The organism is Amycolatopsis sp. WGS_07, assembly GCF_045278895.1.
GTDB lineage: Bacteria > Actinomycetota > Actinomycetes > Mycobacteriales > Pseudonocardiaceae > Amycolatopsis.
In genome coordinates, this window is sequence record NZ_CP136053.1 from 8,980,520 (window position 1) to 8,999,645 (window position 19,126).

The following is a 19,126-nucleotide window of genomic DNA, read 5'->3' on the forward strand; positions in this document are numbered from 1 at the left end:
GTTCAGTCCTCCCAGGCGACGGGCAGCTGGTGCACGCCGTAGATGAGCATGTCGGTGCGCACGGCGATGTCTTCGGCGGGCACGGCCAGGCGCAGCGACGGGAACCTGGCCAAGAGAGCGGGCAAGGCGACCCGCAGCTGGACGCGGGCGAGTTGCTGGCCGAGACACTGGTGGATGCCGTGGCCGAAGGCGACGTGCCCGCTCGCTTTGCGGCGCAGGTCGAGTTTCTCCGGTTCAGGAAAGTGCGCGGGGTCGTGGTTGGCCGCGGGCACCGAGATGGTGACCGATTCCCCCGCGGTCACGTGTTCGCCGTGGAGTTCCAGGTCTTCCAGCGCGGTGCGCACGGTGAACGGGATGATGCTCAGGTACCGCAACAGCTCTTCGACCGCCTGATCGGCCAGCCCCGGATCGGCGCGCAGCAGCGCGAGCTGATCGGGGTGCTCCAGCAGGGCGAAGACGCCCAGCGCGAGCATGTTGGTGGTGGTGTCCAGACCGGCGCCCAGCAGGGTGAAGCCGATGTTGACCAGCTCGGTGTCGGTGAGATCGCTGCCGGTCAGGTCGCTGAGCAGGTCGTCGGTGGGGGCTTTTCGCTTGGCAGCCACCAGTTCGCCGATGACGCCGTGGACCGCGGCGTAGGCTGCGCCGGCTTCTTCGGGGGTGTTGTCCAGACGGAACAGGGTGAGCGCCTGCTGCTGGAACCGGTCCCGGTCGGCGTAGGGAACGCCGAGCAGTTCGCAGATCGTCTGCGCGGGCAGCGGCTGCGCCAGTGCCGGGACCACGTCGGCCGGGCTGCCCTGTTCGGCCATCGCGTTCAGGCATGCGTCCGCGACGGCCTGGATCCGCTCGGTCAGCCGGCGCATCCGGCGGACGGTGAACTGGCCGGCGAGCAGCTTCCGGTAGCGGGTGTGCTCGGGGGCGTCCATGCTGCCGAACATTCCCGGCGGCGCGGGCTGATCGCTGGCAGGAGCGCCGGGGACCGGCAGATGCCGCAGTTCGGCTCGCGCGCTGAAGCGGCGGTCGACCAGCACTTCGCGGGCGAGGGCGTGTCCGGTCACCAGCCATCCGGTGTGCCCGTCCGGGTAGTCCAGCCGGCTGAGCGGATTCTCACCGCGCAGTTCGGCCAACCCCCTCGGCGGGTCGAACGGCCGTCCGGCCTGCCGTTCGGTCGGCAGTGTCCTGGTCATCGCCAGCTCCCTTCCGGTGGATCTCTTGCCGGAAACGGTAGGGCGATGTTTCACTGTTCCGCAAACACAGGATCTATATATCTCCAGGCCAGCACCATATTATCGATGCAATGGCTTGCAGGTGAACGCATCGGAGGCGATCAGATGCCGGCCGGAAGGCTGAGCTACCCCGAACGGCAGCGCGTCGCGGCCGGGCTGGCGGACGGGTTGAGCTACGCCGAGATCGGGCGGCGGCTGGGCAGGCCGAAGTCGACGGTGATCCGCGAGGTCGCCCGCAACGGCGGGGCGCACGACTACCGGGCCGACCGCGCCGAGCAGGCCGCCCGGCGCCGGGCTCGCCGCCGCGCTCCCGCTTCGCTGCCCGCCCCGCCGGTTCGGGCCGCGGCCGATCCGCGGAGCCGGAGCGACTTCGAGGTGCGCTTCGCGAGGATGGCCACCCAGACCGGGATGCCCTCGATGATGGCGCGGGTCCTGATCTGCCTGTTCACCGCCGAATCGGGCAGCCGCACCGCGACCGAGCTTGCCGCGCGGCTGCGCGTCAGCCCGGCCTCGGTCTCCAAAGCGGTGGCCTGGCTGGAAGAACGCGGAATGCTGCGGCGCGAGCGGGACGGCAGGCGCGAGCGTTACCTGATCGACGACGACGTGTGGCAGCGCGCGTGGCTCTCGAGCATGGAAGGCATGGCGCAGTGGGCCGATTTCACCCGCCAAGGCGCCGAGCTGTTCGGTGACGACACGTTGGTCGGCACCCGGCTCCTCGCGACCAGTCAGTGGCTTCAGCACATCCGCCAGGACATGATCGACGCCGCCGAGCATTGGCGACGTGCTTCTCCCGGCCCGTCTTGACCTCCAGCATGGTAGAGGTACGAGGGTGAGCGCATGACGATCTGGATGTGCGGAACGTGCGGGGTCGAGCACCCGGACACCGAAGAGCCGCCGGCCGGGGTCTGCCGGATCTGCGCGGACGAACGGCAATACGTCCGCGCCTCCGGGCAGGTGTGGACCACAATGGACGAACTGGCCGCCGTCCCGCACGAGCTGGTCCACGAGGAGCCGGAGCCGGGAATCCACCGCCTGCATCGCGAACCGGAGTTCGGCATCGGCCAGTGGACCTACGTCGTCCAGACCGAGGCGGGCAACCTGCTGTGGGATCCGCCCAACGCGCTCGACCAGCCGGTGCTCGACAAGATCTCCGAACTCGGCGGAGCCGCCGCGATCGTGGCCAGCCATCCGCACATGTACGGCGCGCAGGTGAGCCTGAGCCACTCGCTCGGGAACGTCCCCGTGCTCGTCCACTCCGCAGACCGGCAGTGGGTACAGCGAGAGGATCCCGTGCTTCGCGAATGGCATGGCACCGAACGGATCCTGCCCGGGATCACCTTGGTCGAAGCGGGCGGGCACTTCCCGGGCGCCGCTGTCGCGCACATCGAGACGGAGAAGGGCGCGCTCCTGGTCGGCGACACCATCGTGCCGGTGGCCGCGCCGGGCTGGGTGACGTTCATGCGCAGCTACCCCAACCAGATCCCGCTCTCGGCCGGGCTCGTCCAGCGGCTTGCGGACCGGCTTGAGCCGTACGAGTTCGACCGGCTCTATGCGTTGACCGGGGCCGCTCTGCAGACGGACGCGAAGGCCGCCGTGCGCCGCTCAGCGCAGCGCTACATCGCTTGGGTGGACGGCACGAACGACCATCTCGGCTGACTCGCGGTCAGCGGCGTACCGGATAACGCAGGTGCAGCACCCGCTCGCCCTGGACCACCTCGACCGGGTCCTCCAGCAGATGCTGCGCGCGAACCGACCCGAAGAACCGCTTGCCGGACCCGAACACGACGGGCACGACGTCCATCCGCACCTCGTCGACCAGGCCCGCGGCGAGCAGCTGGCCGCCGACGTCGCCCGCGGCGACCTCGACCACGCGGTCCCCCGCCAGTTCCTGCGCCTTGGCCATGGCCGCCTCGACGCCGTCGACGAAGTGGAACGGCGCCTCGGGGTCCCAGCCCTCGGGTGCCGGCCGGTGCGTCACGACGACCACGTGGTCGATCCCGCCCGGCGGCTTCCCGTCCCAGCCGTCGGTGAGGTCGAAGACGTGGCGGCCGGCGATCGTCACCCCGATCCCGTCCCAGTAGGGCCGGGTGTAGTCGTAGGACGTCTGCGACACCTTCAGCGCGCCGCTCTCGTCCAGCGGGACGGTGCCGCTGGTCAGCCAGTCGAACAGCGGTCCGGGCTGGTCGTTCTCGTCCGCGACGAAGCCGTCCGCCGACACCGAGCTGTACATGACCACCTTGCCCACGGGGCTCTCCTCTGCTTGCGGGTGGCCTCAACCTAGCCGGTCGCGGGCGGTCGCTCTTGTAAGAAATCAATCGGCCGGCAGCGGCCAGCTGTCCAGCACGTGGCCGGGATGTTCGGTCAGGAACCGCCGCCGGATTTCGAGGTACCGGGTGGGCGTGAACCCGGTGAACGCGCGGAACTCGTGGCTGAAGTGGGCCTGGTCGAAGTAGCCCGCGCCGCTGGCGAGGCCGCCCCAGTCGACCGGTCCGGCGGGGTCGATCGAGAGCACCGTGGCGGCGAAGCGGTGGGTGCGGGCCAGCCGTTTCGGCGTGACGCCGACGAGTTCCTTGAACCGCTGCGCCAGATGCGTGCTGCTGACCCCGGCCGCCACGCTCAGGTCGCCGATCGCCACTGCCCCGCCGCGCGCCGCGATCACGCTGCTCAGGTGGCGGACCAGTCCCAGGCCCGCGGTCTCGGACAGCCGCCGCGTCAGCTCGTCCTCGATGAGCGTCAGCATCGCGTGCGGTCCGTCCGCCTCGGCCAGCCGTTCGCGTAGTTCTTCGACGGCGGAGCGGCCCCAAACCTGCTCGACCGTCACCGGCCGGTCGCGCAGTTCGGCGGCGGGCATCGGCAGGAACGGCGCCGGGCCCCAAGGCTTGAAGTGCACGCCGACGGACCTCGTCTGGGGCGGGTAGCCGAACTCCAGGGCGCGGGTGGGCGTGGTGATCACGCAGCCGTCGGCGTACTCGGCCGTCTCCAGGTCGGTGCCGGCGCGGATGCGGAACGGCGCGCCGAGATTGACGATGAGCAACGCGCCCGGCATCGGCGGCAGCGTCAGCCGGGCGTACGGCGGCGTGCCGTCGAGGTAGTAGAGGTCGTCGATCAGCCCGTCCAGCGGTGGTCGCGGCACTCTGGACACGTACTCCACGCCCACAGCATCGCCGACGCTCCACCTGCCTCGCAAACGCCTAGGGACATACTGGGCCGATGGCGATCATTCGAGCCGCGCGCCCGGAAGACGCGGCGGCGCTGACGGAATTGGCCAAGGCCGCCTACTCGGTCTATGTAGAACGCATGGCGGGCACCGAACCCGCGCCCATGCACGACGACTATCCCGCACTGGTCGCTTTGGGACAGGTGTGGGTAGCCGAGCACGAAGCGGCCGTCGTGGGCATGCTGGTGCTGAAGCTCAAGCCGGACCACGTGCAGCTCAACAACCTCGCTGTTTCCCCGGCCAGACAGGGCACCGGCCTCGGGAAGCAGCTGCTCGACTTCACCGACGCCTATGCGCGGGAGCGTGGCCGCTCCGAGGTCCGGCTCTATACGAACGAAGCGATGACCGAAAACCTCGCGTACTACCCGCGGCACGGTTTCCGGGAAACGCACCGCGGCGTCGAGAACGGCTACCACCGGGTGTATTTCGCCAAAGACCTCAGGGGAGTCCGCTCGTAGCGCGATCAGTGGTCCCAAAACCCTTGCTTCTCCAGCAAAGCCACCGCGCGCTCGCCCGCGTCGGCGAGGTGTTTCTCCACAAGCTTGCGCGCCCGGGCGGCCGCGCGTGCGGACAGTGCGTCCAGGATCTGCCGGTGGTCGTCCCGGGCCTTGTCCGGCCAGTCCTCGTGCGCCTCGTAGAACCCGTGCGACACGGTCTTGGCGAGAATGCCCAGGAGCGACAGCAGCCGCCGTGAGTCCGCGGCGTAGTTGATCCGGCGGTGGAACTCGTAGTTCAGCCGTTCCTGTTCGGCACGGTCCACTGCGGACTCCATCCGGTCCGCGAGATCGTGCAGCGCCTGCAGGCTTTCCGGGGACAGATTCTTCGCCGCGCGCTCCGCGGCCAGCCCGGACACGACGCCGAACACGCGGTAATGGTCGCGGATGTCGTCGCGCGTCATCCGGGCCACGAACGCACCGCGGCGGGCGATGTGCTCCACCACGCCTTCGTGGTCGAGCGTGATCAGGGCTTCGCGGACGGGCAGCTTGCTGATGCCGAGTTCGTCGGCCAGCGCCTCCTGGTCGATCTTCGCCCCTGCGCGCAACTGCCCGGAGAAGACCCGGCGGCGGATCTCCTGCGCGGCCATCGCCTTGAGGTTCGCCGGACCCGTCCGACGCGGTCCCGCGGTCTCGGGCATCGCCACGACCATCTCCCTCCGCCCGACGGTTTCGGATGAAGTATTACACGACCGGGGCACGTTCAGCGGGTCGCTCCCCCTCCGCCGCTCTCGCCTGTCGCTCCCGAAAGTTCCTCCTGAGCTGGAGTTTCACCCCGCCGGAGGTTCGCCCGGCAGTGTGAGTCATTCGGTGATTTCTGATAAAGTATTTTCTCATCGCTGGGTCTGGGTCATAGTGTGGGGCATGGCAGCAGCGGTGACTCCCGAGGACTTCCGGCCGATTCTGGATCTGGTGCGCGACTTCGTCCGGGCGAAGGTCGTTCCGCGCGAGCAGGAGATCATGGACGGCGACGCCATCCCGGACGATCTGCGCAGGCAGGCGGCGGAGATGGGCCTGTTCGGCTACGCGATCCCGCAGGAGTGGGGCGGGCTCGGGCTCGACCTCACGCAGGATGTCGAGCTGGCGATGGAGTTCGGCTACACGTCGCTGGCGTTGCGGTCGATGTTCGGGACCAACAACGGCATCGCCGGGCAGGTGCTGGTCGGGTTCGGCACCGACGAGCAGAAGAGCCAGTGGCTGGAACGCATCGCCACCGGCGAGGTTGTCGCGTCCTTCGCTTTGACTGAGCCGGGTGCCGGGTCCAACCCCGCCGGACTGCGCACGAAAGCGGTGCGCGACGGGGACGACTGGGTGATCGACGGGCAGAAACGCTTCATCACCAACGCTCCCCTGGCGGACCTGTTCGTCGTCTTCGCCCGCACCCGCCCCGCCGACGAGACCGGGCCCGGCATCGCGGTGTTCCTCGTGCCCGCAGACACTCCGGGGCTGGAAGTCGGGCCCAAGGACAAGAAGATGGGTCAGGAAGGCGCCTGGACCGCCGACGTCTCGTTCACCGGCGTCCGGGTGCCGGGGTCCGCGCTGGTCGGCGGGAACGAGGACGACGGGTACCGGGCCGCGATGACCTCCCTGGCGCGCGGCCGGGTCCACATCGCCGCGCTCGCCGTCGGTTCCGCACAGCGCGCACTGGACGAATCCGTCGCCTACGCCGCCTCGGCGACCCAGGGCGGCCAGCCGATCGGCGATTTCCAGCTGGTGCAAGCCATGCTCGCCGACCAGCAGACCGGCGTGATGGCCGGGCGCGCTCTGGTCCGCGAGACCGCAGCGCGCTACGTATCCGGGGAGGACCGGCGCATCGGACCATCGGCGGCGAAGCTGTACTGCACCGAGATGGCAGGCAAGGTCGCCGACCTGGCAGTGCAGATCCACGGCGGCACCGGCTACATGCGCGACGTCCCGGTCGAACGCATCTACCGCGACATCCGTCTGCTGCGGCTTTACGAAGGCACGAGCGAGATCCAGCGGCTGATCATCGGCGGCGGCCTCGTGCGCCAGGCGAAGAAATGACCAACCGGGCGCGGGAAGCGACGACGCTGCTGTTCGTCCCGGGCGACCGGCCGGAACGCTTCAGCAAGGCAATGGCCGCCAAGCCGAGCCTGGTCATCCTCGATCTGGAGGACGCCGTCGCGCCGGAGCGCAAGGAGTACGCGCGGGAACAGGTCGTCGCCTGGCTCGAGGAGAACCCCGAGTGCGCGGTACGGGTGAACGCGGCCGGCACCGCCTGGCACGACGAAGACCTCGCCGTGCTTAGGGGCCGCCGGTGCACGGTGATGCTGCCGAAGGCCGAACCGGCGACGACGCGTGCCGCAGCTGAGCAAGTCGGGGTCCTGATCGCGCTAGTCGAAACCGCGCGGGGCATCCTGGACGCGCGAGAGACCGCAGCCGTACCGAACGTGCAGCGCCTCGCGTTCGGCAGCTTCGACCTGGCCGCAGAACTGGGAGCCGATCCGGCCGACCGGGACGCATTCGTCGCCGCGCGGGGCGCACTCGTCCTCGCCTCCGCCGCCGCCGGACTGCCGGGGCCCATCGACGGCGTCACCGCGGACCTCGACAACGAACTGCACCTCACCGACGAAGTCCACTACGCACGACGACTCGGATTCACCGGCAAGCTGTGCGTGCACCCGAAACAAGTCCCCGTCGCCGCAGCCGCATTGCGCCCGACGCGCGAGGAAATCCGCTGGGCGCAATCGATCCTCGACGCCGGAGCGGACGGCGCGGTCGCGGTGAACGGGCAGATGGTCGACAAGCCGGTCTTGGAGCGCGCCCAGCGCGTCCTCCGGCAGGCACGAGAAGGGAACGGGCGATGACGCTCACCGACGACGAACAGCAGATGGTCGCCCTGGTCGCGGAGTTCGTGGACGAACGCGTCCGGCCCCGGGTCCGCGAATTCGAAGCCGACGACATCTACCCCGCCGAATTCATCGACGAGATGAAGAACCTCGGCTTCTTCGGCCTGCTCGCCCCGGCCGAGTACGGCGGAGTGGACGTCAGCACCGCCTGCTTCGCGCGGGTCACCGAGGAATTGGCACGCGGGTGGATGAGCCTGGCGGGCGCGATCGGCGGCCACTCCGTCATCACCTACCTCATCAAAACCTTCGGCACCCCCGAGCAACGCGAAAAATACCTGCCCGCCATGGCCGAAGGCCGCATCCGCGCAACCATGGCGCTCACCGAACCCGGCGGCGGCAGCGACCTCCAAGCCATGCGCACCCACGCCGTGCCCGGCACCGACGGCTACACGATCACCGGGTCGAAGACCTGGATATCCAACGCCGCGCACTCCGGCCTCATCGGCCTGCTGTGCATCACCGACCGCGACGCCAGCCCCGCCCATCGCGGCATGAGCGTCCTGCTGGTCGAACCCGGCGACGGACTCACCATCTCCAAGAAACTCCCCAAACTCGGCTACCGCGGGGTCGAAGCGTGTGAACTGGTCTTCGACGGTCAGAAAGTGCCTGCGGACGCCGTCCTCGGCGGCACCCCGAACCACGGCTGGTCACACATGATGCGAGGGCTGGAAGTCGGCCGCATCCAGGTCGCCTCCCGTGCGCTGGGCGTCGGTCAGGCCGCGCTCAACGACGCCGTCCGCTACGCCCAGGAACGCGAATCCTTCGGCAAACCCATATGGAAACACCAGTCGGTCGGCAACCTCCTCGCCGACATGGCCACCAAGATGCGCGCGGCCCGGCTGCTCACCCTCGACGCCGCCGAAAAACTCGACGCCGGCGAACGCGCCGACATGGAAGCCGGGATGGCGAAACTCTTCGCCTCCGAAACCGCGATGCAAGTCGCCCTCGACGCCATCCGCGTCCACGGCGGCTACGGCTACTCCAAGGAATACGACGTCGAACGCTACTTCCGCGACGCCCCCTTGATGATCGTCGGCGAAGGCACCAACGAAATCCAGCGCAACGTCATCGCCGCCCAACTCATCGCGCGCAACAAGATCTGAGGAACCCCATGACTCTCCTGGCCGATCGGACCGCCGTCATTACCGGCGGCGCGCAAGGCATCGGACTCGCCATCGCCCAACTGTTCGTCGCCCAAGGCGCGCGAGTGGTGATCGGCGACATCGACGGCGAGGCGGCCGCGAAAGCAGCGGAGAGCCTGGACGGCGTCGGCGTCGCCTGCGACGTCACCAAAGCGTCCGATGTGGACGCTCTGCTCGCCGCAGCCGCGTCTCCGGTGGACGTGTTCGTCAACAACGCAGGCATCACCCGCGATGCCACCATGCGCACCATGACCGAGGACGACTTCGACCAAGTCATCGACGTGCACCTCAAAGGCACCTGGAACGGCACCCGCAAAGCCGCCGCGATCATGCGCGAACGCAAGAGCGGCGCGATCGTCAACCTGTCCTCGCTCTCGGGCAAAGTCGGCATGGTCGGGCAGACCAACTACTCCGCCGCCAAAGCCGGGATCGTCGGCCTCACCAAAGCCGCCGCGAAGGAGATGGCGCACCACGGCGTCCGGGTCAACGCGATCCAGCCCGGACTCATCCGCACCGCCATGACCGAAGCCATGCCGCAGAAAGCCTGGGACCAGAAGATGGCCGAGATCCCGATGCGCCGCGCGGGCGAAGTCGGCGAAATCGCGTCGGTGGCCCTGTTTCTCGCCTCCGACCTGTCCTCCTACATGACCGGCACCGTCCTCGAAGTGACCGGCGGGCGGTTCATGTGACCGCCTGGGAACCCCATGCCGTGACAACCGCCGAGTTGGTGGACCCGGCCCCGGCCGCGGCGCTGGCGGCCCTGTTCGACAACGGGCTGCCCGCACCCCGGCCGGGCGAGGACCTGCCGCCGCTGTGGCACTGGGTCGCACTCCCCCGCTGGCCGGTCTCCTCGGAACTCGGGCCTGACGGGCACCCCGCCCGCGGTACCTTCCTCCCACCGATCGACCTGCCCCGGCGGATGTTCGCCGGAGGAGAAGTCCTGATACACCGTGCTCCGAAGATCGGTGAAACCGTCACCAGGATGTCCATTGTGGACTCCGTGACGGAGAAATCCGGCCGCTCCGGGAAGCTGGTGATCGTCGTGGTGCGCACCGTTCTGTCAGACGGTTCACCGCTGGTAGAAGAACGACAGGACATCATCTACCGCGAAGCAGGCACGCCCGCCTCCGAAGCACCGGTGCAACCCGCCGACCTCGCCGGCGCCCCGTTTCGCCGCACCAAAGACGGCTGGGACTTCGCCACCGACCCCACCCTGCTGATGCGTTTCTCCGCCGCCACCGCGAACCCGCACCGCATCCACTACGACTGGCCCTACGCGACCCGCATCGAGGGCTACCCCAGCCTCGTCGTGCACGGGCCGCTGATGTCGCTCGCCCTGGCCGAGGTGCTGCGCCTGGACTCCCCCGATATGCGAGTCACCCGGCTGGCGCACCGCAACCTGGCCCCGCTGTTCTGCGGCCAGCCCGCCCAGCTGCGCACCGAACCCCGTCCCGGCGGCGCGACCCTGACTCTCGTCGGGGATGCCGGGCCGCGCACCAGCCTCGAAGCCGACTACCACGAGGAAGGCCATTCCCATGCGTGACGCCGTCATCTGCGAACCCGTCCGAACCCCGATCGGCCGCTTCGGCGGATCCCTCAAGAGCGTCCCCGCCGCCGACCTCGGCACCATCGCGCTCAAAGGCCTGCTGGAACGCACCAGCCTCCCCGCCGACGCCATCGACGACGTCATCCTCGGCCACTGCTACCCCACCTCCGAAGCCCCCGCCATCGGCCGCGTCGTCGCCCTCGACGCCGGTTTGCCGGTCACCGTGCCCGGCATGCAGGTCGACCGCCGCTGCGGCTCCGGACTGCAATCGGTGCTGCTCGCCGCGCTCCAGGTGCAGGCGGGGGCGAGCGAACTGATCGTCGCGGGCGGCGCGGAAAGCATGTCCAACACCGTCTTCTACGCCAACGACCTCCGCTGGGGAGCGACCGGGGCAGGCGTTCACCTCCACGACTCCCTCACCCGCGGCCGCCAAACCCCCGGCGGCAAGCACTACCCCGTCCCCGGCGGCATGCTCGAAACTGCCGAAAACCTCCGCCGCCAGTACAACATCAGCCGGGAAGAGCAGGACCGGCTCGCCGCTCGGTCGCATCAGCGGGCCGTCGCCGCACAGCAGTCCGGCGTGTTCGCCGAAGAGATCATCCCGGTGGCCGTCGAGACGCGGAAGGGCACCGTCGTCGTCGACACCGACGAACACCCGCGTCCGGACACCACTGTCGATACCCTCGCGAGGCTGCGACCGGTACTGGGCAAACAAGACCCCGAAGCCACCGTCACCGCGGGCAACGCGAGCGGCCAAAACGACGCCGCCGCCGTCTGCATCGTCACCACCCGCGAACGCGCCGACCAACTCGGCCTCCGCCCCCTCGTCCGACTCGTCTCCCACGGTGTCGCCGGAGTCGAACCGAAGATCATGGGCATCGGCCCGGTGCCCGCCTCCGCGCTCGCACTCGAACGCGCCGGACTCAAGATCTCCGACCTCGACCTCATCGAACTCAACGAAGCCTTCGCCGCGCAAGCACTCGCCTGCACCCGCGAATGGGCCTTCGGTGAAAAGGACTTCGACCGGCTCAACGTCCACGGCTCCGGCATCTCCCTCGGCCACCCCGTCGGAGCCACCGGCACCCGCATCCTCACCACCATGGCCCGCGAAATGCACCGCCGCGAAGCCCGCTACGGACTGGAAACCATGTGCATCGGCGGTGGACAGGGCTTGGCCGCCGTGTTCGAGCGAGTGACCGCGTGACCCGCGTTCTCGGCTCGGCCGACCCTACCGCGAACGGGCTGAGCAAGGTCCGCTTCCCGGTTCCGGTGACCTGATGACCGACTTCTGCCGCCTCGACGAAGCCGTCTCCCGCTATATCCGCGAGGGCAACGCGCTGCACGTCATCCTGGGACACAGCCGATGGAGCGCGCTCGTACGCGAGATCGCGCGGCAGCACTGGCAGCGGCCGTCGCGGTTCACGCTGATCATGGCCAGCCTGTCCTCGCTCGGCGCGGTGCTGTTCCGCTCCGGGTGCCTGAAGAAGGTCGTGACTGTCTACTCGGGAGACTCGTTCCCCGTGTTCACCCCGAACCCGGTGTTCCAGCAGGCCTACGCGGACGGCACGGTAGAGGTCGAGAACTGGTCCTTCCTCAGCTACATCCAGGGCCTGCGCGCCGCCGCCACCGGCGTGCCCGCCGTCGTCACCGGCTCGGTCCGCGACTCGTCCATGGCCGACAATCCCGGCTACTCGGAGGTCGACACCCCCTTCGGCCGCGTCGGACTGGTCGCCCCGCTTACGCCGGACGTGGCGATCGTGCACGCCGCGGTCGCCGACCGGCAGGGCAATCTCGCCATCGCACCGCCGATGTTCGAGGGTTCGATCGGCGCGTTCGCCGCGCGGCGCGGAGTGCTGGCGACGGTGGAGAAAGTCGTCGACGACCTGCGCCCGTGGGCTCCGTTCGTCCGCATCCCGGCACACCGGGTGCTGGCCGTCGTCGAGACTCCCTTCGGCGCGCACCCCGGCGGCGTCTTCCCCGGCACCGAAGGCGCACGGCTGCCGGTCGAGGGCTACGCCGAAGACGTCGAGTTCTGGATCGCCGCCCGCGAAGCCAGCCGTTCAGCGGACTTCGACGACTGGATCCGCGAATGGATCCTCCTCGACCACGACACCTACCTCGCCAAACTCGGCAAAGCCCGGCTCACCACCCTGACCCGCACACTCGGCCAACCGACCCCGCCCACCGGACGCGGCGAACACACCGGGCCGGTGACGCGGCCGGAACGCGCGGCGACCTGGCTCGCCGCACTCGTCCGGTCCCGGATCGCCGAAACCCGCGCCAACGGCGTACTCGCCGGAGCCGGACTGGCCAACCTCGCCGCCTGGGTCGCCGTCGAACAAGCCAAAGCAGACGGACACGACGTCGCACTCGCCGCCGAACTCGGGCTCTGGGACTACACCCCGACCCCCGGCGACCCGTTCATCTTCAGCTTCGCCAACTTCCCCTCCTCCTCGATGCTGCTCGACACCGAACAAGCGCTCGGGACCCTCATGAACGGCCCAGCCACGCGATCGATCGCCTGCGTCGGAGCCGCGGAAATCGACCGCCACGGCAACATCAACACCACCCGCATCGAAGGCGGTCCGTACCTCGTCGGATCGGGCGGCGGCAACGACGTCATCACCGGCGCCGACGAAACCTACGTCGTCGGCACCATGAGCCCCCGACGGTTCATCGAACACTGCAGCTACGTCACCAGCCCCGGCGCACGCGTCCGCGCAGTCGTCACCGACCTCGGCGTCCTGACCCGACGGGACGGCCAACTCGTGCTCACCGCCATCGCACCCGGACCCGAGCCGCTCGCCGAACGCATCGCACACGTCCGCTCCCGCTGCGGCTGGGACCTCGCCGTCGCGGACGACCTGAGCGAACTGCCCGAGGTGACCGCGCACGACGCCCAGCAACTGCGGAAATACGACCGCGAGGGCCTGTTCCTCAGCGACAGCAAGAAAGGAACGGCATGAGCGCGCTGCTGGCCGGACTGCGGGTCGTCGAGCTGTCCGCGTATGTCGCGACACCCCTCTGCGGACTCACCCTCGCCCAACTCGGCGCGGACGTCATCCGGGTCGAACCGCTCGGCGGTGCCGCCGATCGCACCCGCTGGCCCTTATCCGATGACGGGACCAGCCTCTACTGGTCCGGACTGAACAAGGGAAAACGCGCCATCGCGGTCGACCTGGAGTCCGAAGCAGACCGCCGCCGGGTCGCCGACCTGATCGTCGGCGGTGGCCCGTGTGTGGTCGTGACGAACACTTCCCGGCACGCGGATCTCGGATACGACGCGTTGAGCGCGCAACGACCAGACCTCATCCACGTCCTGCTGGACGGCCGAGCCGACGGCGGCGCCGCCGTGGACTACACAGTGCAGGCCGGGACCGGCTTTCCCCTGCTCACCGGCACGGGTTCCGCGCCAGTCAACCATGTGCTGCCGGCCTGGGACGTCTGCGCCGGTCTGTACTTGGCCGTCGGACTGCTGGCCGCCGAACGGCACCGGCAGCTCACCGGCGAGGGCCGGTCCATCCGGGTCGCGTTGGAGGACGTAGCGCTCGCCACCGCCGGGAATCTCGGTTATCTCGCCGAAGCGCAGCTGACCGACCACAAGCGGACCAAATCCGGCAACACCATCTACGGCACTTACGGCGACGACTTCGAAACCGCCGACGGCGTCCGGGTGATGATCGTTCTGCTCACCGAACGACACTGGAACAAAATGCTCGCCGCAACCGGACTCTCCGACGCCTTCGCCGGGCTGAGCAAGACGCTGGGGATCTCGTTCACCACCGAGTCCGACCGGTACCGGCACCGCGACGTGATCACGCCGCTGCTGGCACGGTGGTTCGGGCAGACGCCGTACGCGCAGGTGGCGGAAGTGCTTACCCAGCACCGAATCCTGTGGGAACGCTACCGCAGCTTCGCCGAACTCAGCCCCACGTTGCGCGAGCTGGCGCTGTTCGGGGAGATCGACCAGCCGGGCGCGGGGCGGCATTGGGCGCCGAAGTCCCCCATCCAGGCAGACGGTTCCCGGCTGGACCCGCGGGCGGCTCCGGAGGTAGGGCAGCACAACGACGAGTTGCTCGCTTAGCGCGGCGCTGGAGGGAGCCTAGAGCGCCGCCTGAGCCGGACGGGTGCCGGAAAATTTTTTGACACTCAGTCCCATTTGAAGCGTAGTATCAGCCTCATGGACGACGCGGGGGAAACGCCGCCGATCGAACAGGGACACCGCACGCGGGCCGCGATCCTGCTGCCGCCGCGCCGGCCCGCGACCTCGGCAGGCAAGGTGAGCGGGCGAGTACGCCGCGCGGACGGCGCGGCCGTCGGCGGAGCGGAACTGACGCTGGTCGATGCCGAGGGCAATCAGGTGGACGTCACCCGCAGCAGGGACGACGGCACCTACGCCCTGCGAACCGCCAGCGACGGTCGCTACCTGCTGACCTGCGCAAACCCGCCGGGACAACCATCGGCGGAGTTCATCACCGTACTGGCCGGACGGCTGCGGCATAACGTCGTGCTGACTGGGGATGTCGGGCTTTCGGGCGCCGTTGGTGGAGCGCCGGTACCGGCATCCGCGGCGGCTCCGCGCTTCGGTTTCACCGGGCGGCTCTCGGACAACACCGGCGCGAGCCCGGTGACAGCCGGAGAACGCACGGCGACCGACCTTTCGCTCGCCGGCACCCGCCATCTTCCGGGCCAACCGCGCGTCGTCGGCGAGAAGCCGGTGGCAGCCAAGGCCGGGGAGCACACGGCGGCTCCGTCCGGACGCGTCGGCGTGCCTCCCCTCCCGGACCCGCGGCAGGGCCCGGAATGCCGATGACCTGCGCCCCGCCGCACCTCCCGCCGGACGCTCGCGGCGGGCTGTCGACCTGGGTCCGGAACCTGCTGTCCTTTCCCCAGCAGGTTCCGGACCCTGCCCCCAGCCGACGCGAGCCGGGGGCGGCTGCTGGGGTGGGCACAATGGACGGGGTCGGCGTCCACAGTGGACTGCGGGCGAGCAGGGGTCTTGCGGCTGCGCTGGGCAGGTTGGGGTCGGTCAAGGGCACCCAGGCGCCCAGGCCAATGCCGGGCCAGGACACCGTGGCTGCGCCGAGCAGGCTACTGCCGGTCAAGGGTGCCCGAGTGCCCGGACTGGTGACAGGCCAGGACGCCGCGAGGCTGACACCGATCAACGACACCCACCGGCCCGCACCGACGACAGGCCAGGGCACCGTGGCCGCGCCGAGCAGACTAGTGCCGGTCAAGGGTGCCCGAGTGCCCAGACTGGTGACAGGCCAGGACGCCGCGAGGCTGACACCGATCAGCAACACCCACCGGCCCGAACCGACGACAGGCCAAGACGCCGTGGCCGCGCCGAGCAGGCCAGTGCCGGTTAAGGGCACCCGAGTGCCCGGACTGGTGACGGGCAAGGGCGCAGCGACCGCACCGAACCGGCTAGCGCCGCTCAAGGGCACCCGCGGGCCCGAACCGATGCCGGGCCAAGACGCCGCGACCACGCTAAGCAGGCGGGCACCGCTCAACAACACCCGCGCACCCAGGCGGACTCCGGACCGGAGCACCACCGCGCGCAGGAGCCGGAAGATGGCCAGGCTCGCGAACCCCGTCCGGGCCGCCCTGGTGGGCGGGGCCGGACGGGGCGCTCGCGAGCGGCGGTTATTCCAGCAGCTGGCGGTAGACCGCCTCGGTTTCGCGGGACGGGTCGATGCCGAGTTCGTCTCGCAGGGTCGTCCGGAGTTCCTGGTAGGCCACCAGTGCGTCGCCGCGGCGGCCGCTGCTGTCGAGGGCTCGCATGAGCTGGCGGCAGAACCATTCGTCGGACGCGTAGCGCGCGGCGAGGGAACGCAGTTCGGCGATCAGTTCCCGGTGCCGGCCCAGTTCCATCTCGGACTCGATGGCCAGCTGGAGCGTGTCGCGCCGCTGTTCCTGGAGGTCTACCGCGTATGCCGAGAGGTGCGGGCCGAGCTTGATGTTCGCCAGCGGGGTTTCCGCCCACAGCTCGAGGGCGGACCGCAGATTCGCCGCGGCGTCGGCGAATCTGCCTTCGGCGAACTCGCGCCTGCCTCGCTGCCGCAGTTCGTCGAAGCGCCGCAGGTCGAGCTGGTCGGAGCCGACCCGCAGGAGGTAGCCCGGCGAGCGCGTGATCAAGATCTCGTCGCCGCCCGCGAGCCGTTCGTGCTCGATCAGCCTGCGCAGCTGGCTCACGTAGGTCTGCAGGGTGGTCAGCGCGCTGCGCGGGGCGTCCTCGCCCCAGAGTTCCCTGATCAGCGAGTCGGTCCCGACCACCTGGTTCGCCCTGACCAGCAGCAAGGCCAGCACCTGCAGCACTTTCGGGGCCTTCGGGGTGCACTCGCGCGACCCCTTCCACACCTGCAGCGACCCCAGGAGCGAGAACCTGATCCGGCTGTTTTCCGCAGGTCTCGGCCGTTCCGCGGGAATCTGCCCGACGAGGCGCAGTTCCGCGTTCTGCTCGTGACGCTCGGCGAGATCTTCGCACCGCGTCGAAGGCGCAGTGAATGCCACAACGAACCCCCCAAGATTATAGGTTCTTCAAGCACATGGTTCGACGAGCGCTTCGTCGCGCTCAGAATTGCACGCAAAGGAGACTTCTTATTGCTCCGACCCCAGACCCAGTCATTCTTTCCGAAACGAGAGTTCCGGAAAGCAAAATCGACTTTACCACCGGCCCGGTAGGCCGTCAACCAACTGTCGCGGCACCCGGTGAGCAGTTATTCCCTGCCGGGACAATAGGGGACCGCCGTTAGGCTGAAGCCGCAGTGATCTGCCCCTCGCAACGCACAACCAAAGCGGGGAAGCAGTGCAATACCGGCCGGATAAAACGGGCGGCGCGCGTCGATTCGGCATGCCCTCGGCACGGTATCCGGCAATTTTCCGGTGAACGGCTCGATACTGCCCGGCAAACCCGGCCCCTATTTCATATGCACGAATATGCATTTGTTCGCGGCAGTAGGCTAGGACTCCCGGTCTGACGTCGCCCGGGTTACCGAACGAATGTTCAATGCGGCGGGGAAAGTTCGTCCGCCGACCTTTCGCGTATAGGTCTAGACCTCCGGCGACGCAATTCAGGCCGGAAAAACGAAGCTCGCCATCAGCACGTGCACCGCGGTACCTCCGACAATGCTCAGAACCGCATTGCGGCGCCACAGGTGCAACCCGGCCGTCACCGCCAGCGCGACAATCGGCGCGAATGCGCTCGGCGCGGTCCACGAAACGTCCCGCAGGCAATAAACGAGCAGGATCACCATCACCCCGGCCGGCATGCGGGTGCTCAAATACCGCACGATCCGACTGGAGCGCAACGGGGCCAGCACGGCGAAAGGGAGCGCGCGAAGTGCCCAGGTAACAGCGGCGGAAACGGCGACGGCGGCCAGCAGGTAGCCGAGGTCAGGCATCGGACGCAGTCCTTCCGCGGAAGGCGCACCGGACGAGCAACGCGACAGTGAACAGCAAAAACGCCACCAGCAGCATTTGGCCGGGGAAAACGACCCGGGCCACGCCCGCGCTGAGTGCGGCCAGGATCGGGGTCGGCACGTCTTCCCGGCGTTCGCGGACGGCGTCGATCGCCAGCACCACGAACAGGGCCGTCATCGCGAAATCGAGGCCGACGACGCTGCTCGGGATCAGCGAGCCGAGCAGACCGCCCGCGGTCGCGCCGCCGACCCAGAACAGGTGCAGGAACAGTTGCAGCCACAGGATTCGCGCGCCGTCCCAGTCGCGGGCGGAGTCCGTTGTGGACAGTGCGTAGGACTCGTCGGTGAGGGCGAACGTGCTGTACGCGCGCGCCCCGCGCCCGCGCACCCGGTGCAGCGGGAAGGACAGGGCGTAGAAGACGTGCCGGACGTTGACCAGGAACGCCGACAGCCCGATCGACGCGAGCGGAGCCGCCGCCGCGGCCAGGCCGATGAGCAGGAACTCGAACGAACCCGCGTAGATGAAGGTGGTGAAGATCGTCGCCCACCACCAGTCGAGGCCCGAATGCGTGAGGAACGCGCCGAACGCGAGCCCGAGCGGGACCAGGCCGATGCCTACGGACCCGCAGTCCTTCAGTGCGGCCAGAGCGGGCGGGCGGTCACGAACAGGCAGGTCAACGACGGTTTCCACCCTTGGAACACTACGTCAGCGCTCGGCTAATTTGATGTCCGATCATGGCGGTACGATGCTCGGGTGAGCAACATAGTTCGGCTGGATTCAGTGGACCGGGATATTTTGTTTCACCTGCGTCAGGACGGCAGGCTGACCAACGTCGAACTCGCCAGGCGGGTCGGGCTCACCCCTCCCCCGTGCCTGCGGCGGGTCAAACGCCTCGAGGACGCGGGCGTGATCGCCGGCTATCGCGCGGTGCTCGATCCCGAGGCGGTCGGCCGGGGCCTGGAAGCGCTCATCGACCTCGAGGTGTACGCGACGGACCGGGCGACCATCGAGTCGCTCGAGGACACCATCGCGGCCTACGAGGAGGTGATCGAGTTCCGGCGGCTGTTCGGCCGCCCGGACTACTTCATCCGGGTCGCGGTCGCCGACCACGCCGCGTACGAGTCGTTCCAGACCCGCAAGCTCGCCGGGCTGCCCGGCGTCCTGCGCGTCACGTCCCACCTCACGATGAAGAAAATCAAGAGCGACACCTGA

General features: G+C 68.9%; 20 protein-coding genes. 13 read left to right on the top strand and 7 right to left on the bottom strand.

What is annotated here, in order from left to right; all coding sequences use genetic code 11:
• Positions 1–2: 2 nt before the first annotated feature.
• Entirely contained in the window at positions 3–1,184 is a 1,182-nt protein-coding gene (locus RPX00_RS42160; RefSeq protein WP_406634161.1) for a cytochrome P450, read from the bottom strand.
• 144 nt (positions 1,185–1,328) lie between these two features.
• On the opposite strand from RPX00_RS42160, the gene RPX00_RS42165 reads away from it, so the two are divergent.
• Positions 1,329–2,027: a helix-turn-helix domain-containing protein gene (locus tag RPX00_RS42165; RefSeq protein WP_406634163.1), complete on the top strand. Its 699-nt coding sequence runs from the start codon at positions 1,329–1,331 to the stop codon at positions 2,025–2,027.
• Positions 2,028–2,060: 33 nt separating this feature from the next.
• Positions 2,061–2,879 carry a hydrolase gene (locus tag RPX00_RS42170; protein WP_406634165.1) on the top strand — a complete coding sequence of 273 codons (819 nt, stop codon included), beginning with the start codon at positions 2,061–2,063 and terminating at the stop codon, positions 2,877–2,879.
• A gap of 7 nt (positions 2,880–2,886) precedes the next feature.
• Here the strand turns inward: RPX00_RS42170 and RPX00_RS42175 are convergent, their stop codons facing one another.
• Both RPX00_RS42175 and RPX00_RS42180 read right to left on the bottom strand, forming a co-directional pair.
• A complete protein-coding gene (locus tag RPX00_RS42175) occupies positions 2,887–3,468 on the bottom strand; it encodes a dihydrofolate reductase family protein (protein ID WP_406634167.1) in 582 nt (193 codons plus the stop codon).
• Between the two features lie 66 nt (positions 3,469–3,534).
• Entirely contained in the window at positions 3,535–4,356 is an 822-nt protein-coding gene (locus RPX00_RS42180) for a helix-turn-helix domain-containing protein (protein ID WP_406643275.1), read from the bottom strand.
• Between the two features lie 77 nt (positions 4,357–4,433).
• On the opposite strand from RPX00_RS42180, the gene RPX00_RS42185 reads away from it, so the two are divergent.
• Entirely contained in the window at positions 4,434–4,898 is a 465-nt protein-coding gene (locus RPX00_RS42185; protein ID WP_406634169.1) for a GNAT family N-acetyltransferase, read from the top strand.
• A gap of 5 nt (positions 4,899–4,903) precedes the next feature.
• Here the strand turns inward: RPX00_RS42185 and RPX00_RS42190 are convergent, their stop codons facing one another.
• Positions 4,904–5,587: a GntR family transcriptional regulator gene (locus RPX00_RS42190; protein WP_406634171.1), complete on the bottom strand. Its 684-nt coding sequence runs from the start codon at positions 5,585–5,587 to the stop codon at positions 4,904–4,906.
• 211 nt (positions 5,588–5,798) lie between these two features.
• Here RPX00_RS42190 and RPX00_RS42195 point away from each other — a divergent pair, with 211 nt between their 5' ends.
• From RPX00_RS42195 to RPX00_RS42235, 9 genes are all read left to right on the top strand, one after another.
• A complete protein-coding gene (locus tag RPX00_RS42195) occupies positions 5,799–6,959 on the top strand; it encodes an acyl-CoA dehydrogenase family protein (RefSeq protein ID WP_406634173.1) in 1,161 nt (386 codons plus the stop codon).
• A complete protein-coding gene (locus RPX00_RS42200) occupies positions 6,956–7,762 on the top strand; it encodes an HpcH/HpaI aldolase/citrate lyase family protein (protein WP_406634175.1) in 807 nt (268 codons plus the stop codon). Before RPX00_RS42195 ends, RPX00_RS42200 begins: the two co-directional genes overlap by 4 nt.
• On the top strand, positions 7,759–8,907 hold the full coding sequence (locus RPX00_RS42205) for an acyl-CoA dehydrogenase family protein (protein WP_406634177.1): 1,149 nt from the start codon (positions 7,759–7,761) through the stop codon (positions 8,905–8,907). Before RPX00_RS42200 ends, RPX00_RS42205 begins: the two co-directional genes overlap by 4 nt.
• Before the next feature lie 8 nt (positions 8,908–8,915).
• Positions 8,916–9,635, top strand: coding sequence for a 3-oxoacyl-ACP reductase FabG (gene fabG / locus RPX00_RS42210; protein ID WP_406634179.1), 720 nt, complete (start codon positions 8,916–8,918; stop codon positions 9,633–9,635).
• Between the two features lie 20 nt (positions 9,636–9,655).
• Entirely contained in the window at positions 9,656–10,489 is an 834-nt protein-coding gene (locus RPX00_RS42215; protein ID WP_406634181.1) for a MaoC family dehydratase N-terminal domain-containing protein, read from the top strand.
• A complete protein-coding gene (locus RPX00_RS42220) occupies positions 10,482–11,696 on the top strand; it encodes an acetyl-CoA C-acetyltransferase (protein WP_406634183.1) in 1,215 nt (404 codons plus the stop codon). The genes RPX00_RS42215 and RPX00_RS42220 overlap by 8 nt, the downstream gene beginning before the upstream one ends.
• A 73-nt stretch (positions 11,697–11,769) precedes the next feature.
• On the top strand, positions 11,770–13,458 hold the full coding sequence (locus tag RPX00_RS42225) for a CoA-transferase (RefSeq protein WP_406634185.1): 1,689 nt from the start codon (positions 11,770–11,772) through the stop codon (positions 13,456–13,458).
• The gene (locus RPX00_RS42230) at positions 13,455–14,576 is read left to right on the top strand and encodes a CoA transferase (RefSeq protein ID WP_406634187.1); all 1,122 of its coding nucleotides are present in this window, start codon (positions 13,455–13,457) and stop codon (positions 14,574–14,576) included. The genes RPX00_RS42225 and RPX00_RS42230 overlap by 4 nt, the downstream gene beginning before the upstream one ends.
• Before the next feature lie 96 nt (positions 14,577–14,672).
• Complete coding sequence (locus RPX00_RS42235; protein ID WP_406634189.1) at positions 14,673–15,305, top strand: carboxypeptidase-like regulatory domain-containing protein; 633 nt, start codon at positions 14,673–14,675, stop codon at positions 15,303–15,305.
• Between the two features lie 833 nt (positions 15,306–16,138).
• On the opposite strand, the gene RPX00_RS42240 is transcribed toward RPX00_RS42235, so the two are convergent.
• The 3 genes from RPX00_RS42240 to RPX00_RS42250 form a co-directional block, all read right to left on the bottom strand.
• Positions 16,139–17,005 (bottom strand): BTAD domain-containing putative transcriptional regulator, encoded by an 867-nt coding sequence (locus tag RPX00_RS42240; RefSeq protein ID WP_406634191.1) that lies wholly within the window; start codon positions 17,003–17,005, stop codon positions 16,139–16,141.
• Between the two features lie 560 nt (positions 17,006–17,565).
• Positions 17,566–17,895, bottom strand: a complete 330-nt coding sequence (locus RPX00_RS42245) for a branched-chain amino acid transporter permease (protein ID WP_406634193.1) — start codon at positions 17,893–17,895, stop codon at positions 17,566–17,568.
• On the bottom strand, positions 17,888–18,604 hold the full coding sequence (locus RPX00_RS42250; protein ID WP_406634195.1) for an AzlC family ABC transporter permease: 717 nt from the start codon (positions 18,602–18,604) through the stop codon (positions 17,888–17,890). The genes RPX00_RS42245 and RPX00_RS42250 overlap by 8 nt, the downstream gene beginning before the upstream one ends.
• Before the next feature lie 63 nt (positions 18,605–18,667).
• On the opposite strand from RPX00_RS42250, the gene RPX00_RS42255 reads away from it, so the two are divergent.
• Complete coding sequence (locus RPX00_RS42255; protein ID WP_406634197.1) at positions 18,668–19,126, top strand: Lrp/AsnC family transcriptional regulator; 459 nt, start codon at positions 18,668–18,670, stop codon at positions 19,124–19,126.

Coding starts and splice junctions, on each gene's coding strand:
- RPX00_RS42160 (WP_406634161.1), bottom strand. CDS start 1,184: ATGACCAGGACACTGCCGACCGAACGGCAGGCCGGACGGCCGTTCGAC.
- RPX00_RS42165 (WP_406634163.1), top strand. CDS start 1,329: ATGCCGGCCGGAAGGCTGAGCTACCCCGAACGGCAGCGCGTCGCGGCC.
- RPX00_RS42170 (WP_406634165.1), top strand. CDS start 2,061: ATGACGATCTGGATGTGCGGAACGTGCGGGGTCGAGCACCCGGACACC.
- RPX00_RS42185 (WP_406634169.1), top strand. CDS start 4,434: ATGGCGATCATTCGAGCCGCGCGCCCGGAAGACGCGGCGGCGCTGACG.
- RPX00_RS42190 (WP_406634171.1), bottom strand. CDS start 5,587: ATGGTCGTGGCGATGCCCGAGACCGCGGGACCGCGTCGGACGGGTCCG.
- RPX00_RS42195 (WP_406634173.1), top strand. CDS start 5,799: ATGGCAGCAGCGGTGACTCCCGAGGACTTCCGGCCGATTCTGGATCTG.
- RPX00_RS42200 (WP_406634175.1), top strand. CDS start 6,956: ATGACCAACCGGGCGCGGGAAGCGACGACGCTGCTGTTCGTCCCGGGC.
- RPX00_RS42205 (WP_406634177.1), top strand. CDS start 7,759: ATGACGCTCACCGACGACGAACAGCAGATGGTCGCCCTGGTCGCGGAG.
- fabG (WP_406634179.1), top strand. CDS start 8,916: ATGACTCTCCTGGCCGATCGGACCGCCGTCATTACCGGCGGCGCGCAA.
- RPX00_RS42220 (WP_406634183.1), top strand. CDS start 10,482: ATGCGTGACGCCGTCATCTGCGAACCCGTCCGAACCCCGATCGGCCGC.
- RPX00_RS42225 (WP_406634185.1), top strand. CDS start 11,770: ATGACCGACTTCTGCCGCCTCGACGAAGCCGTCTCCCGCTATATCCGC.
- RPX00_RS42230 (WP_406634187.1), top strand. CDS start 13,455: ATGAGCGCGCTGCTGGCCGGACTGCGGGTCGTCGAGCTGTCCGCGTAT.
- RPX00_RS42235 (WP_406634189.1), top strand. CDS start 14,673: ATGGACGACGCGGGGGAAACGCCGCCGATCGAACAGGGACACCGCACG.
- RPX00_RS42245 (WP_406634193.1), bottom strand. CDS start 17,895: ATGCCTGACCTCGGCTACCTGCTGGCCGCCGTCGCCGTTTCCGCCGCT.